This is a genomic window from Paenibacillus sp. S-38 (genome assembly GCF_049942825.1).
In the GTDB taxonomy this organism is placed as follows: Bacteria; Bacillota; Bacilli; order Paenibacillales; family NBRC-103111; genus Paenibacillus_G.
On record NZ_CP187970.1, the window covers coordinates 713359 to 727500 of the forward strand.

A 14142-nucleotide genomic window follows, 5' to 3' on the forward strand; every position below is an offset into this window, starting at 1 on the left:
GACTGAGACGTACGGCGCTGCCCTAAGGCAAAGGAGTAGAAGAAGAGTTCCATGGTTCCTAAAATGACATCCCAAAACAAACGCATCGACCGTGCCAACCGTGCACGGATGCTGGTATCCTGCCCGGACCGCCCGGGTATCGTGGCCGCGGTTTCCCGGTTCCTCTGCGAGCACGGAGCCAATATCGTGCAATCCGACCAATATACGATGGATCCGGAAGGCGGTCTGTTCTTCATCCGGATCGAATTCGATCTCGAGAATCTCGATGAGCGCCGTGAGGGCCTGAAGGCCGATTTCGCGAAGGTGGCGGACGAGTTCCGGATGACCTGGAGCATTACCCGTGCCAGCCGCCGCAAGCGCCTCGCGATATTCGTCTCCAAAGAAGACCACGCTCTGCTGGAGCTGCTCTGGCACTGGCAGTCCGGCGATCTGGACGCCGATATCGCCATGGTCATTTCCAATCATGACGATATGCGCGGGCTGGTGGAGCCGCTGGGGATTCCGTATCACCACATTCCCGTTTCCGCCGAGACGAAGGCGGAGGCCGAGAAGCGCCAGCTGGAGCTCGTGGACGGCCAGGTGGACGCGGTGGTATTGGCGCGGTACATGCAGATCATTTCGCCGAAATTCATCGAGCACTTCCCGAATCGCATCATCAATATCCACCACTCCTTCCTTCCGGCCTTCGTCGGGGGCAAGCCTTATGCGCAGGCCTACAACCGCGGTGTCAAGATTATCGGCGCTACGGCCCACTACGTGACGGAAGAGCTCGACGGCGGCCCGATCATTGAGCAGGACGTTCAGCGGGTCAGCCACCGGGACAATGTCGAGGATCTGAAGCGGATCGGCCGCCACATCGAACGGACCGTGCTGGCCCGTGCCGTGAACTGGCACGTCGAAGACCGTGTGATTGTACATGGCAACAAGACGGTAGTGTTTAGTTAAAGGATCATTTCGAAGCAGGAGATCGGCAGAAGCCGGTACTTTCCCCCAAGGGAAGGTACCGGCCTTTTTTTTGTGGCGTGAAATGTGGTAGGTAACCTCACATTAGAAAGTTCCTGTAAACGGTTGCTTTTCGTTTTTATGCGCTTACAGAAGATATATACGAATAATAATATCGAATATTAACATGAATGTACGCGATTTTAATCTGCTGTATTAAAAATGTTAACAAATATTACACTTGGGTATTGTAATTTACGGATTTCTCTTGTATATTTAACACAAGAACAATATATGTTAGTTAATATAACATAAAATGAAGCGGATGGTTCCTTGTTGGCAGAGTTTGAATAGATGTTACATGAAAATAACAACACTGTGGGGAGTGGAGAGAGATGAAACGGAAACTGGTGCTGGTTGGGAACGGGATGGCGGGCGTGTGGTGTGTGGAGCATATGTTGAAGCTGGCGCCCCAGCGTTTTGAAGTGACGATCTTCGGCAGTGAGCCGCATCCGAACTATAATCGGATTCTTTTGTCTTCGGTGCTGGCAGGGGACTCCAGCATGAAAGACATCGTTCTGAACGACTGGGACTGGTACCGGGATAACGGCATCACTCTCCATGCGGGGCACACGGTGACCAAGATTGACAAGGTGAAGCGCACGGTCACCTCCGACAAGGGGGTTACGGTTCCTTACGATGAGCTGATTCTGGCGACAGGTTCCCGGGCGTTCATTCTTCCGGTACCGGGTGCGGATAAGGAAGGCGTCATCGCGTTCCGCGATATCAAAGACTGCGAGACGATGATTGAATCGGCCAAGAAATATAGGAAGGCCGTGGTTATCGGCGGCGGACTTCTCGGTCTGGAGGCGGCCCGCGGGCTGCTCAATCTGAACATGGAAGTGTCCGTTGTGCACATCCATGATTACGTGATGGAGCGCCAGCTAGACCAGACGGCATCTTCCATGCTGCGCACGGAGCTTGAAGCCCAAGGGATGAAGTTCCTGCTGCAGAAGCACACGGAGCAGATTCTTGGCAGAGACCGGGTGACCGGCGTGAAGTTCAAGGACGGCAGCGTAGTGGAGGCGGATTTGGTGGTCATGGCTGTCGGGATTCGCCCGAACGTGGCAATCGCGAAGGATCACGGTATTGAGGTGAACCGCGGGATCGTGGTGAACGACTTCCTGGAGACGAATGTGCCGAATATCTATGCGGTAGGGGAGTGTGCCGAGCACCGTGGAGTGGCTTACGGTCTGGTCGCTCCGCTCTATGAACAGGGGGATGTGCTGGCGAAGCGGCTTTGCGGATTGGAAGTGGCGGGTTACGAGGGCTCCGTAACTTCCACGAAGCTCAAGGTATCCGGGGTAGACGTATTCTCCGCCGGACAGTACAGAGAAGCGCCGGGGACGCGGGCCATCAAAGTGGTCGATGAGTTCGACGGCATATACAAAAAGGTGCTGATCCGTGACGGCAAGGTGGTCGGTGCCGTGATGTTCGGAGATACGAGCGACAGCACCCGGATCTTCAGGCTGGTCCGGACCGGCGAGGATGTCAGCGGCCGGGAGAAGGAAGTGGTGCTCGGCGAAGGCTTCGGCGGCGCCGGAGGGAAGAGTGCAGGCTCCGGCGTAGCGGCCATGGCGGACGATGAGATCATCTGCGGCTGCAACGGGGTGTCGAAGGGGGCTATCGTCAAAGCGATCAACGAGCAGGGGCTTACGTCGGTAGATGCGATCAAGGCCTGCACGGGCGCGTCGCGTTCCTGCGGCGGCTGCAAACCGCTCGTCGGAGAGGTGCTGCAGTGCACGCTTGGGGCAGAGGCGGTGACGGCCGTCAAAGAAGGCATCTGCGGCTGCACCACGATGGGCCGAGACGAGGTCGTGGAAGCGATCCGCTCCATGCACCTGACCACAAGTAAGGAAGTCATGAACGTGCTGGGGTGGGAGAACACGGAAGGCTGCTCGAAGTGCCGCCCCGCGCTCAACTATTATCTCGGGATGGTCTGGCCGGTGGAGCATGAGGAGGAGCGGGAATCCCGGTTCGTCAACGAACGCAATCATGCCAATATCCAGAAAGACGGAACCTATTCCGTTATCCCGCGGATCTATGGAGGCGTCACCTCTCCTCAAGAACTCAAACGGATAGCCGAGGTGGCGGAGAAGTACGAGGTGCCGCTTGTGAAGTTCACCGGAGGACAGCGTCTTGACCTGCTTGGGGTGAAGAAAGAGGACCTGCCGAAGGTGTGGGAGGATCTCGATATGCCGTCGGGTTATGGTTATGGTAAGGCGCTGCGTACTGTGAAGACCTGCGTTGGTAACACGTTCTGCCGATTCGGCACCCAGGATGCGATGGGAATGGGGATTGCCATCGAGCGCCGTTTCGAGCGCCTGAACACGCCGGCTAAGGTGAAAATCGCCGTATCGGGCTGCCCGCGGAACTGCGCGGAAGCGACGATCAAGGACTTCGGGATCGTGGCGATCGATGGCGGCTGGGAGCTGCATGTCGGCGGCAACGGCGGCGTGAAGGTTCGTGCGACCGACCTGCTCTGCAAGGTGAAGACGGAAGAAGAAGTGATGGAGTATGCGGCCGCTTACCTGCAGTTCTACCGGGAGACAGGCAAATGGAACGAGCGGACGAGCGAATGGCTGCCGCGGGTCGGGCTCGATACGGTTCGCGCCGCGCTGGATACACCGGAGAAGCGGCAGGCTCTGGTTGCACGGATCGATGAGGCGCTGCAGGTGATGGCCGATCCGTGGAAGGAGATTATCGAGACGCCTTCACTGCGCGCCACCTTCGAGGAACTGCCCGGCTCGCTGGCTGTGGATGCTTCGGTTGCTGCGGAAGCGGCTGCCGGCCTCGCGGCCGAGTCGGAAGCTGCGGCGGCGGAAAGGCCTTAAGCTGACCGGCCTGCGGGACGGTTGTCCCGAGGCTCTTTTCAGAGGGGTTACTATCTATTTTACTTAGGAGGTCACGCCATGACACGCATTTTGGTTGGGAAGGTATCGGATATCCCTACGCTCCGTTCGCGGACGGTCCGCGTAGAGGGGACGGAGGTGGCGGTCTTCAAGCTTTCCTCGGGTGCCCTGTATGCGGTGGAGAACCGCTGTCCGCACAAGAACGGGAAGCTGTCGGAAGGGATTGTCTGCGACCATCATGTGTTCTGTCCCCTTCATGACTGGAAGATCAATGTGAAGGATGGCCTCGTTCAAGCACCGGACGAGGGCTGTGTGAAGACCTTCGAGGTGGAAACGGATAAGGCCGATAACATCTATCTTCTGACGGAGGGAACAGGCGGCCTGACGGCTTGATGAGTTGCGGACGGCTGTGTTGCGAGGAGAAACCGGCAGGCGGGTGGGCGGCGGCCCCATCCGCCTCTTTTTACTGCGTGCTGCAGGGATAAAGCGGCTGGCAGGAATGCACAATAGGAGATGGCCTTGGGCCGGCCGGAATTTTTAGGATGGAAGCTCTGTGTTCCAGGTGGAGGCAAGGACGGTCCATCGTCATCTATTTTAACGGAATGTCTGCGTACACGGGCAGCGCCCGCGTGCTGCCGCGTCGGGATATGGCAAACTGCGTCGGACAGTGGTACAATAAGGTAAGAATGAAGTGTTCATAAGGCGTTGTGCACACGTTAACAAGACGGGCGTCGGAGGGATTTGGCCCGCAGCCTCCGGCTTGTTACCGCGCCCTTCTGCCTTTAGCACATTGCTGTCAAAAAGAAACAGAGTGGAGGACTACTAATGACGGTCACAAACAAATCGATTGAGCAGCTTTCCATCGACACCATCCGTACGTTGTCGATCGATGCGATCGAGAAAGCGAAGTCCGGCCATCCCGGCATGCCTATGGGCGCCGCACCTATGGGGTACGAGCTGTTCGCCAAGGTGATGAAACATAACCCGGAAGATCCGAACTGGATCAACCGCGACCGTTTCGTGCTCTCCGCAGGCCACGGCTCCATGCTGCTGTATTCCCTGCTGCACCTCTCCGGCTACGATCTGCCTATGGAAGAGCTGAAGAACTTCCGCCAGTGGGGCAGCAAAACTCCGGGTCATCCCGAAGTGGGCCACACGGCTGGCGTTGACGCTACGACCGGTCCGCTCGGACAAGGCTTCGGTATGGCTGTGGGTATGGCGATCGCCGAGGCGCATCTCGGCGCGGTGTACAACAAGGAAGGCTTCCGTATCGTAGACCACTATACATACGCGATCTGCGGCGACGGAGACCTGATGGAGGGCATCTCCTCCGAGTCCGCTTCGCTTGCCGGCCATCTCAAGCTCGGCAAACTGATCGTCCTGTACGATTCCAACGATATCTCCCTCGACGGCGAACTGAACCTCTCGTTCTCCGAGAACGTGGCTCAGCGCTTTGAAGGTTACGGCTGGCAGGTGCTCCGCGTAGAGGACGGCAACGATCTGGAAGCCATCCATAAGGCGGTCCTGGAAGCGCAGGCCGACTACCGTCCGACCCTGATCGAAGTCAAGACCGTCATCGGCTACGGTTCTCCGAACAAGGCCGGCAAGGGCGGCCACGTGGGTCCTCACGGTTCCCCGCTTGGCGTAGACGAAGTGGCCCTGACGAAGGACGCTTACGGCTGGGACCGCGAGCAGCACTTCTACGTTCCGGATGCCGTGCGCAGCCACTTTGAAGAGGTTAAGCGCAAGAACGTCGGAACCTACGACGCCTGGAAGGCTTCTTTCGCCGAATATGCAAAGGCATTCCCTGAGCTGGCCCAGCAGTTCGAAGCGGCCCTCAGCGGCGAGCTTCCTGAAGGTTGGGAGTCCAAGGTTTCCCTGGACGCTCCGGCAGAGAAGGGCACGCGTACCGCTTCGGGGATCGTGCTGAACGAGATCGCGAATGCCGTGCCACAGCTCATCGGCGGCTCGGCTGACCTGGAGTCCTCCACGATGACGCACATGAAGGGGCTCGGACAGCTTACGCCTAAGGATTACAGCGGACGCAACGTCTACTTTGGCGTGCGTGAGTTCGGTATGGGCGCGGCTGTGAACGGCATGCTCCTTCACGGCGGCCTGAAGGTATTCTGCGGCACCTTCTTCGTCTTCTCGGACTACCTGCGTCCGGCGATCCGTCTGGCCTCCATCATGAACGTGCCGGCGATCTACGTCTTCACGCATGACTCCATCGGTGTCGGCGAAGACGGGCCTACACACGAGCCGATCGAACAGCTTGCGGCGCTGCGCGTCATTCCGGGTCTGACGATCATCCGTCCGGCGGACGGCAGCGAAACGGCGGCAGCTTGGAAATATGCCGTGCAGAACAAAGTAGGTCCGGTTGCCCTGATCTTCTCCCGTCAAGCGGCTGTGAAGCTGGAAGGCTCTGAGAAGGGTGCCGTGGACCGCGGTGCCTATGTGCTCTCCGATGCGCCTAATGGCAACCCTCAGGCACAGATCATCGCGACAGGCACGGAAGTGCAGCTGGCGGTTGCGGCACAGAAGGCTCTGGCGGAAGAGGGCGTGAACGTCCGCGTCATCTCCATGCCTAGCTGGGAGCTGTTCGACAAGCAGACGCAGGAGTACAAGGATTCCGTTATTCTGCCTGGCGTCAAGGCCCGCCTTGCGATCGAGATGGGTCACTCCTTTGGCTGGGAGCGCTATGTCGGCGATGCCGGCGATGTGCTCGGAATCAACAAGTTCGGCGCTTCGGCACCGGGCCCGGTTGTGATCAAGGAATACGGCTTTACGGTTGAGAACGTGGTTGCCCGCGTGAAGCAGCTGTTGAAATAAGCAACTTACATCAGAGGAGCGGTTGTTTCCCCATGTCCCAATTCGAGAACGTTACAGTAGTAAAACAGGCGAATGTCTACTTCGACGGCAAAGTGACCAGCCGTACGGTGCTGTTTGCCGACGGCACGAAGAAGACGCTTGGTATCATGATGCCGGGTGAGTATGAGTTCGGCACCGATGTACAAGAAATCATGGAGATTCTGGCAGGGGACCTGAGCGTCCTGCTGCCCGGCTCCAGCGAATGGCTGCAGATCAGCGGCAAGGGCGAGTTCACGGTTCCGGCCGGGGAGAAGTTCAAGCTGAAGGTCCGTACGGTAACGGACTACTGCTGCTCTTACATCAGCGAGTAATAACAATAAAACGGCTGCAGGTCCGAACGTGGACGATGCAGCCGTTTCTTTATTTGTTCCTGGTGCCGTAAGCCTGTATCTTTATTCTTTCGCTTTTGCGCCTTACGCTTCCGCCTTGCTGCGAACATAGGCTTCGAGCTTGAGCCGGACATAAGGCGGCAGGCCGGAGAGCATGCAGCCGTAGCGGTAGTGGTCGCCTTCCGCATGAATGCGGATGATACGGCCGGTCACCGGCGGCAGGTCCGCTTCCTGAGGGAAGTGGATGACTACAAACATATCTTGGGCCAGCGGGGAGGAGGACGTAATGAGCAGGCCGCTCTCCGAGAGGTCGACGAGCGTCCCGTCGATCAACTGTCCCGAGAAGGAGCCTTCCTGCTGCCACTGGTACACCGAGAGGTGCAGCTTGATATTGAGCTGCACGCGGGCGCTGCGGCGTCTCTCCTCGGCGGTTGTCTTGGCGGCAGGAGCTTCGGTCCATGCGCCTACCTGCAGGCCCATCCAGTCTTCATAGCACTGGATGACGGAGGAGAGATCCTCCTCGCTGAGGCCTTTGGCCCGTCCCATCTGGAAGATCCCCGTCGCCGCGCGGAGCATTGGGGAAGGCAGCTGGAAGTCGTTGGCGGTATCGCCGGCCAGCAGCAGGTCCTTCAGCATCAGTCCAAGCGAGAATTGGTTGCTGAAGTCGCGGTTCACGATCTTCTGGCCCTTGAGCTCCGCCTGCTTGGAGCTTGCACCTCCGGCGAGTACGATGCCCAGGAACCGCTCTGGATCGAGTCCGGCCTTAGTAACCAGCGACAGCCCTTCCATCAGGCCGAGCGCATTGATGCCGACCATGGTGTTGTGGGCGAGTTTGGCGTGGGAGCCGGAGCCGGAGGGGCCCATATACACGATGCGGGTGCCCATTGCCTCGAAGACATCACGGTGGGTCTCCAAGGCCTCTTCCTCCCCGCCGATCATGAACACCAGCGTGCCGTTCTCGGCTCCGGGCTTGCTGCCGGTAACCGGCGCGTCGAGGAAGTCGACCGCTTGGGCGGCCAGCTCGCCGTGAATCCGTCTGCTGGTCACGGGAGAGACCGTCGAGCAGTCGATGACCGTCTGGCCCGGACGAAGGGCCGCAATGATTCCTTCAGCCCCCAGAATGTGCTCCAGGACGACATCGTCCGTGCTCAGCATCGTGATGACCACATCGGCATCCTTGGCAGCCTGTGCGGGTGTGGCTGCGCTGCGTGCGCCCAGCGCCAGGAGGTTATCGGCTTTGGAGGGCGTGCGGTTATAAGCAATGACTTCAAAGCCTTTTTTCAGCAGGTTGACCGCCATAGGATTACCCATGGTGCCAAGACCGATAAAACCGATCGTTTTCATGATTCCACCTGTCTTTCGTTAGGATCGTCTTCCGGAGCCGAACGCCGGCCGGATTAGGGGGGCTGGTCCGGGCGTCTTGGTACCATTGTAGCATTTCGCCGGGCAGCGTGTGAATTCTCTTGCGTTAAGGATGGAAAATCAAGTATTCTTAGCTTATAGATACATAAATGAGACGCATCCGGATCATTCGGAAATAGGAGGATTAGAACTCATGACAGCCAAGCTTCGTTTTGACTACAGCAAGGCCCTGGGCTTCATCCAGCAGCATGAAGTGGACTATTTGGAAGGGGCGGTAGCCCTCGCGCACGAACAGCTGCATAACAAGAGCGGCGCAGGCAGCGACTATCTAGGATGGATCGACCTGCCGGCCGATTACGATAAAGAGGAGTTTGCCCGTATCCAGCAGGCGGCACAGCGCATCCAGTCGGATTCCGACGCGCTGGTTGTCATCGGGATCGGCGGCTCTTACCTCGGCGCCCGCGCGGCGATCGAGATGCTGTCCCACAGCTTCTACAACCTGCTGCCGAAGGGTCAGCGCAAGACGCCGGAAGTATACTTCGTCGGCCAGAACATTTCGTCGACCTATGTTACCCACCTGCTTCAGCTGCTCGAAGGCAAAGACATTTCCGTGAACGTCATTTCGAAGTCCGGTACAACGACGGAGCCGGCGATCGCGTTCCGTATTTTCCGCGAACTGCTCGAGAAGAAGTACGGCAAGGAAGGCGCACGCAAGCGCATCTACGCTACGACCGACAAGGCGAAGGGCGCCCTGAAGAGTCTGGCGACCGAGGAAGGCTACGAGTCCTTCGTCATTCCGGACGATGTGGGCGGACGCTACTCCGTACTCACCGCGGTGGGTCTGCTGCCGATCGCAGCGGCCGGCATCGACATCGAAGCCATGATGCGCGGCGCGGCGGATGCGCGGGAAGTGTACTCGAATCCGAGCCTCAAGGAGAATGAAGCTTACCAATACGCGGCGGTGCGCAATGCACTTTACCGCAAAGGCAAGTCGACCGAGATTCTCGTGAACTACGAGCCATCCTTGCACTTCGTGTCCGAGTGGTGGAAACAGCTGTTTGGCGAGAGCGAAGGCAAGGACAACAAGGGCATCTACCCTTCCTCCGTTGACTTCTCCACCGACCTTCACTCCATGGGCCAGTTCATTCAGGAAGGCTCCCGCAACCTGTTCGAGACGGTCATTCAAGTAGAGCAGGTGAACGAACAGATCACGATCGGTACCGACAGCCAGGACCTGGACGGGCTGAACTTCCTGAGCGGCAAGACGATGGACTTCGTCAACCGCAAGGCATTCGAAGGCACCATGCTCGCCCACACGGACGGCGGCGTGCCTAACCTGATCGTGACCCTGCCGGATATGACGCCATACACCTTCGGTTATATGGTTTACTTCTTTGAAAAAGCCTGCGGCATCAGCGGTTATCTGCTGGGCGTCAATCCGTTCGACCAACCGGGTGTAGAGGCATATAAAAAGAACATGTTCGCGCTGCTCGGCAAGCCGGGCTACGAGAAGGAAAAAGCGGAGCTTGAAGCCCGTTTGAATAAGTAAAATCATGTAATGAGAAGAAGCCGTCCCCGGCTGCAAAAGAAGCGGTTCATCCTTCGGATGGCTGCTTTTTTTGAAAGGGGAGCGCGGCTGCTCGAAAGCTTGGAGTGAAGGAGGGCGGCGACGCCTCATGTTACCCCAGTATCGGACGGTGCGGGCCTTCGGCTCCGCCGAGATCGTCATCAAGAAATCCCGTTTCATCGGCTTCGCGAAGCCGGTGTCGACCGAGGAGGAAGCGGTGGCGTTCATTGAAGGGATCAAGAAAGAGCATTGGAACGCCACGCATAACTGTTCCGCCTATATGATCGGTGAGCGGGACGAGATCCAGAAAGCGTCGGACGACGGGGAACCGAGCGGGACAGCAGGCAAGCCGATTCTGGAAGTCATTAAGAATCAGGGACTGAAGAATGTCGTTGTTGTCGTAACCCGCTACTTTGGCGGGATTATGCTTGGGGCCGGGGGACTGATCCGTGCGTATACCGACGGGGCGGTGGCCGGTCTAGCTGCGGCAGAGCAGGTGTATCAGGTGCTCCACCGGGAAGTTCGGGTAGAGATCGACTACACATGGCTCGGCAAAGTGGAGAACGAGCTGCGCGGCCGGGGGACACTCCTGGGGGAGACCACATTTGCGGATAAAGTGACACTGCTTTGTCTGCCGAGGGAGACGGAAGCCGACAGCTTCATCGCTTGGATGACTGATTTGACCCAAGGTCAAAGTTTGATTTTGCAAGGTGAATCACGCTACGTAGAGCATGCCGAGCTTTCGTAAGGAACCTCGGCGGCTTCATGTAATAGATGCATTGTCATTACGCAGCAGGGGGAGTGAGGATGTGGCAAGAAAAGCGGTAGCACAGGAGCTGAGCCGTGAACGGATTCTGGAGGAAGCGCGGCAGCTGTTCGTCCAACACGGCTACTATGCTTTAACGATGCGAAGCATCGCCAAGTCGATGGGGTACAGTCATGGGGCGTTATATTATCATTTCAGGGAGAAGGCGGAGCTGTTCTACGCCTTGGTAATCGAGGACTTTCAAATGCTGCTCGAGCGCCAGAAAGAAATGATCCGGCGGACCCGTCTCGGCGATTTGGCACAGCTGGAGAAGCTGATGCTGGAGTTCATCAAGTTCGGGCTGGAGAATCCGAACCATTATGAGATCATGTTTATGATCAAAGATCCGGAACTGCAGCGCTATTCCAGAACGGAGCAGGCGCAGTGCCTCGATCTCTTCGCTACGGTGGTACGGTCGGTAGTGGCCAAGCAGGAAGGCGGAGAGAAGAAAATGTACAGCCTGCCTTGGAGCCTATTCATGTCGCTGCACGGTTTTATCTCTTACAACATCCACTTCAATCAAACGTACGCCGACGTCAAGCGGCTGGCCGAACAACATGTCCAATATTTGTGCGAGGGGCTGCAAGGATAGCATACTGCCGAAATCCGCATCCTAAGATTCTTTGCAGCCCCTAACTTTAATACGGTAAAGCTTAACCGCGTACAAACTTTACCATGACATTTCGTTCCCGCGGTCCATCGAACTCGCACAGATAGATTCCCTGCCATCTTCCGAGAACAAGACGGGAGCCGGCGACAAGTATCGTCTGCGACGAGCCAACGGTCATTGCTTTTAAGTGGGAAGCCGTATTGCCTTCCGCATGTCTGTATTTGGGATGCTCCCAAGGGTACACCTCATCGAGGCGCATCAGCACGTCATGGCGTACGTCCGGGTCGGCATTCTCCTGGATGGTGATACCGGCAGTCGTATGCGGACAATAGACAACGGCGAGGCCATCCTCCATCTGGACCTGTTTCAGAAGATCGTGCACTTCCCGGGTGATGTCCGTCATGGAATCGCGTTCCCGGGTTTGGAACTGCAGGGTATGTATCATGGAAGAACCTCCTTATAGGTTGATAGGGCTCGCTTGCTCTCATTATATTACACGGCGCACCCGCCTACAAAACATGGTACAATAGGAATATGCAGCCCAATTTGCCCGATCGAAAGGATGAAGAACCACGTGAACCTCGCTGTGAATACCCTTGAGAATACGGAATTTATGATTGAGGAAATCAAGAAAAAGCTGCGCATGGCCTCTGGCGCCGCCCTGAAGGCTTCCCAATTGAACGATACGCAGTATGAAGATCTGCGCGACATCTATGAGATGGTAGCCGGCAAGAACCAATTCAGCATCTCCGAGATTGAAGCGATTACCACGGAACTCGGCAAGCTCCGCCGGAGCTGAGTACATCCGGATTCGTGCCCTGGAGGGCAGCGGCACAACTTGACGCTTCACGTACAAAGGTACAGGCAGAGCCTCTCAGCCTTCCATAGGATATAGGGTAACAGACAGCAGGGTCCTGCTTGCTGTATCAGCCTATATTTTTTCGGAGGTGTGCAGAGTGCACAAAGCGGTCCGTAAGCAAGATGTGTCGAAGCTGATCGGCAAAGAAGTGGTTGCCGTACGTAAAGACGGAACGACTGTCCGCGGCAAACTGGTGCGTGTCAGCGGAACCCAAATTTTTATCTCCCCCCGCAAGGGCAAACAGGTGAAAACCTCGGCTATCCTGCCTTTGGTCCTGTTTGATCTGCTTGCAGTAGGAACAGCCCCTTACGCCTATGGCGGTGGGTACGGCTACGGGGGGTATCCTGGAGGGTATCCCGGCGGCTACGGCTTCGGTCCTTATGGTGGCGGCGGCTGGTTCTGGTAAGGGGCACGGTAAGGTAACATGCAAAACCCCCATGCACTCCTTGGATGAATCCTTGGAGCATGGGGGGTTTTTGTTTTCTGCTTCTGCCACCGCTTGGGGGAGCGTGTCAAGACTGAGGGTGCCCGTCAGCGTCACCGTCTTGGGTCCGGCCGTTCCACAGGAACAGGAAGACCAGAGAAACCGCCACGATCAGAGGGGGGAGGTAGAAAATAAGAAATTCATCCATGGTGGTCATCCTTTCTTTGGGGGACCCGCCCCCTGAACATAATTCGCATCGAACAGAAACAGCCGCATGAGCAGCCACAGCGAAGGGATGAGGACGAACAAGCCGGCGATAAAGGCGGCAAGGAGTGCCCCCGCCATGGTTTCATTGGTAAACCCCTCATAGATGTTGATATAAGGGTAAAGCACATAGGGAAGATGCCCGGCACCGTAGCCGTAGAAGGCAAAGGCGAACTGCAGCATCACGAACAGGAAGGCCGTTCCGTACCGCTCCCGTTTCCACACGCAGTAAACAGCGACCAGGAAGCAGAGGAACGAAGCGGCGAACATCCAAGGTAACTCCATCATCCCCGCAAAATGATCCGGATTCTGCGATCGGATCCCCAGGAAGACAAGGAAGGAGCTGATGATCGTCGGAGCGCTCCATAAGAGCGCGTAGCCCCGGACGACCTCGAGAGCCGTCTCATCTTTTGCTCGGGCTGCGTAGTAAGTAAGGAACATGGCCGAGATATAGAGAACCGAGACGATCGCAAGCAGGACGACGCTCCAGGAGTAGGGGCTGGCAAGCAGCCGGTTCCACAGGAAGAGCACCTGGCCGTTCCTCTCCTCGATATACCCGCCTTCCGATATGGTCAGCACCGTGGACAGCGAAGCGGGGATGAGCAGGCCTGTCGCGCCGTACAGCAGCATATATCCCCGGTTCTCCTTGTTCCCATAAGTGGAGAAGGCGTAATAGGAGCCGCGCAGGGCGAGCAGAATAATGGCGATACTGCCTGGGATCAGCAGCGCCGTGCCGTAGTAGTAAGCCGTCTCCGGGAAAAAACCGACGATGCCGATAACGAAGAAGATCAAGAACACGTTCGTCACTTCCCATACGGGGGAGAGGTACCGCTGTATAATCTTATGGATTTTGTTCTTTTGTCCGGTCAGCACGCTGTAATAGCTGAAGAATCCGGCTCCGAAGTCGACGGAAGCGACGATGAGATAGCCGTACAGAAAGGTCCAGAGAACGGTGATCCCGAGCAGCTCATAGGTCATGAACGTAGGCCCCCTTTCTCAATACCGAGAGAGATCATCTCCTGGATGACATCATAGTTGCGGAAAAGCTTACTCAATACGCGTACCACCGTGACTCCGAGCAGCAGATAGAGCAGGCAGAACAGCAGCAGCATGGCATCTACGTGGGCGGAAGTCGTGGCCGCATCGGATACCTTCATGTAGCCCCGCAGGATCCACGGCTGCCGGCCTACTTCAGCGAAG

The 14142-nt window shown here is 57.2% G+C and carries 15 protein-coding genes (1 of these 15 only partly in view); 10 read left to right on the top strand and 5 right to left on the bottom strand.

What is annotated here, in order from left to right; genetic code table 11:
• The first annotated feature begins 51 nt into the window (after positions 1–51).
• The 5 genes from purU to ACP26L_RS03415 all read left to right on the top strand — a co-directional run bounded on the left by purU (position 52) and on the right by ACP26L_RS03415 (position 7033).
• Positions 52–945 (top strand): formyltetrahydrofolate deformylase, encoded by an 894-nt coding sequence (purU, locus tag ACP26L_RS03395; RefSeq protein WP_426451116.1) that lies wholly within the window; start codon positions 52–54, stop codon positions 943–945.
• A 392-nt stretch (positions 946–1337) separates the two neighbouring features.
• Entirely contained in the window at positions 1338–3836 is a 2499-nt protein-coding gene (gene nirB, locus ACP26L_RS03400; RefSeq protein ID WP_426451118.1) for a nitrite reductase large subunit NirB, read from the top strand.
• A 78-nt stretch (positions 3837–3914) separates the two neighbouring features.
• Positions 3915–4247 carry a nitrite reductase small subunit NirD gene (gene nirD / locus ACP26L_RS03405; protein ID WP_426451119.1) on the top strand — a complete coding sequence of 111 codons (333 nt, stop codon included), beginning with the start codon at positions 3915–3917 and terminating at the stop codon, positions 4245–4247.
• A gap of 432 nt (positions 4248–4679) precedes the next feature.
• Positions 4680–6683 (top strand): transketolase, encoded by a 2004-nt coding sequence (tkt, locus tag ACP26L_RS03410; protein ID WP_426451120.1) that lies wholly within the window; start codon positions 4680–4682, stop codon positions 6681–6683.
• Between the two features lie 32 nt (positions 6684–6715).
• Positions 6716–7033, top strand: a complete 318-nt coding sequence (locus ACP26L_RS03415; protein ID WP_426451121.1) for a pyrimidine/purine nucleoside phosphorylase — start codon at positions 6716–6718, stop codon at positions 7031–7033.
• A gap of 102 nt (positions 7034–7135) precedes the next feature.
• Here ACP26L_RS03415 and ACP26L_RS03420 read toward each other — a convergent pair whose 3' ends face one another.
• Entirely contained in the window at positions 7136–8395 is a 1260-nt protein-coding gene (locus tag ACP26L_RS03420; RefSeq protein ID WP_426451122.1) for an NAD(P)-binding domain-containing protein, read from the bottom strand.
• 211 nt (positions 8396–8606) lie between these two features.
• On the opposite strand from ACP26L_RS03420, the gene ACP26L_RS03425 reads away from it, so the two are divergent.
• The 3 genes from ACP26L_RS03425 to ACP26L_RS03435 all read left to right on the top strand — a co-directional run bounded on the left by ACP26L_RS03425 (position 8607) and on the right by ACP26L_RS03435 (position 11377).
• Positions 8607–9962, top strand: a complete 1356-nt coding sequence (locus ACP26L_RS03425) for a glucose-6-phosphate isomerase (RefSeq protein WP_426451123.1) — start codon at positions 8607–8609, stop codon at positions 9960–9962.
• A gap of 127 nt (positions 9963–10089) precedes the next feature.
• Positions 10090–10728: a YigZ family protein gene (locus tag ACP26L_RS03430; RefSeq protein ID WP_426451124.1), complete on the top strand. Its 639-nt coding sequence runs from the start codon at positions 10090–10092 to the stop codon at positions 10726–10728.
• Between the two features lie 61 nt (positions 10729–10789).
• Positions 10790–11377 carry a TetR/AcrR family transcriptional regulator gene (locus ACP26L_RS03435; RefSeq protein WP_426451125.1) on the top strand — a complete coding sequence of 196 codons (588 nt, stop codon included), beginning with the start codon at positions 10790–10792 and terminating at the stop codon, positions 11375–11377.
• Positions 11378–11438: 61 nt separating this feature from the next.
• On the opposite strand, the gene ACP26L_RS03440 is transcribed toward ACP26L_RS03435, so the two are convergent.
• Positions 11439–11840, bottom strand: coding sequence for a secondary thiamine-phosphate synthase enzyme YjbQ (locus tag ACP26L_RS03440; RefSeq protein WP_426451126.1), 402 nt, complete (start codon positions 11838–11840; stop codon positions 11439–11441).
• Positions 11841–11969: 129 nt separating this feature from the next.
• On the opposite strand from ACP26L_RS03440, the gene ACP26L_RS03445 reads away from it, so the two are divergent.
• Together ACP26L_RS03445 and ACP26L_RS03450 are read left to right on the top strand one after the other, a co-directional pair.
• Positions 11970–12194: a DUF1128 domain-containing protein gene (locus ACP26L_RS03445; protein ID WP_426451127.1), complete on the top strand. Its 225-nt coding sequence runs from the start codon at positions 11970–11972 to the stop codon at positions 12192–12194.
• A 157-nt stretch (positions 12195–12351) separates the two neighbouring features.
• Positions 12352–12660 (top strand): hypothetical protein, encoded by a 309-nt coding sequence (locus tag ACP26L_RS03450; RefSeq protein WP_426451128.1) that lies wholly within the window; start codon positions 12352–12354, stop codon positions 12658–12660.
• Positions 12661–12766: 106 nt separating this feature from the next.
• On the opposite strand, the gene cydS is transcribed toward ACP26L_RS03450, so the two are convergent.
• The 3 genes in view from cydS to ACP26L_RS03465 are tightly spaced (at most 5 nt apart) and all read right to left on the bottom strand, a layout consistent with a single transcriptional unit that may run on beyond the window.
• Positions 12767–12886 carry a cytochrome bd oxidase small subunit CydS gene (gene cydS / locus ACP26L_RS03455; protein ID WP_426451129.1) on the bottom strand — a complete coding sequence of 40 codons (120 nt, stop codon included), beginning with the start codon at positions 12884–12886 and terminating at the stop codon, positions 12767–12769.
• A gap of 5 nt (positions 12887–12891) precedes the next feature.
• A complete protein-coding gene (locus ACP26L_RS03460; protein ID WP_426451130.1) occupies positions 12892–13920 on the bottom strand; it encodes a cytochrome d ubiquinol oxidase subunit II in 1029 nt (342 codons plus the stop codon).
• Positions 13917–14142, bottom strand: partial view of a cytochrome ubiquinol oxidase subunit I gene (locus tag ACP26L_RS03465; RefSeq protein ID WP_426451131.1) — the end only. It continues 1124 nt past the right edge of the window; the window shows 226 of its 1350 coding nt (coding positions 1125–1350); its start codon lies beyond the right edge, outside the window — the gene reads right to left on this strand; its stop codon occupies positions 13917–13919. The genes ACP26L_RS03460 and ACP26L_RS03465 overlap by 4 nt, the downstream gene beginning before the upstream one ends.

Coding starts and splice junctions, on each gene's coding strand:
- cydS (WP_426451129.1), bottom strand. CDS start 12,886: ATGGATGAATTTCTTATTTTCTACCTCCCCCCTCTGATCGTGGCGGTT.
- ACP26L_RS03425 (WP_426451123.1), top strand. CDS start 8,607: ATGACAGCCAAGCTTCGTTTTGACTACAGCAAGGCCCTGGGCTTCATC.
- tkt (WP_426451120.1), top strand. CDS start 4,680: ATGACGGTCACAAACAAATCGATTGAGCAGCTTTCCATCGACACCATC.
- nirB (WP_426451118.1), top strand. CDS start 1,338: ATGAAACGGAAACTGGTGCTGGTTGGGAACGGGATGGCGGGCGTGTGG.
- ACP26L_RS03440 (WP_426451126.1), bottom strand. CDS start 11,840: ATGATACATACCCTGCAGTTCCAAACCCGGGAACGCGATTCCATGACG.
- nirD (WP_426451119.1), top strand. CDS start 3,915: ATGACACGCATTTTGGTTGGGAAGGTATCGGATATCCCTACGCTCCGT.
- purU (WP_426451116.1), top strand. CDS start 52: ATGGTTCCTAAAATGACATCCCAAAACAAACGCATCGACCGTGCCAAC.
- ACP26L_RS03460 (WP_426451130.1), bottom strand. CDS start 13,920: ATGACCTATGAGCTGCTCGGGATCACCGTTCTCTGGACCTTTCTGTAC.
- ACP26L_RS03420 (WP_426451122.1), bottom strand. CDS start 8,395: ATGAAAACGATCGGTTTTATCGGTCTTGGCACCATGGGTAATCCTATG.
- ACP26L_RS03430 (WP_426451124.1), top strand. CDS start 10,090: ATGTTACCCCAGTATCGGACGGTGCGGGCCTTCGGCTCCGCCGAGATC.
- ACP26L_RS03415 (WP_426451121.1), top strand. CDS start 6,716: ATGTCCCAATTCGAGAACGTTACAGTAGTAAAACAGGCGAATGTCTAC.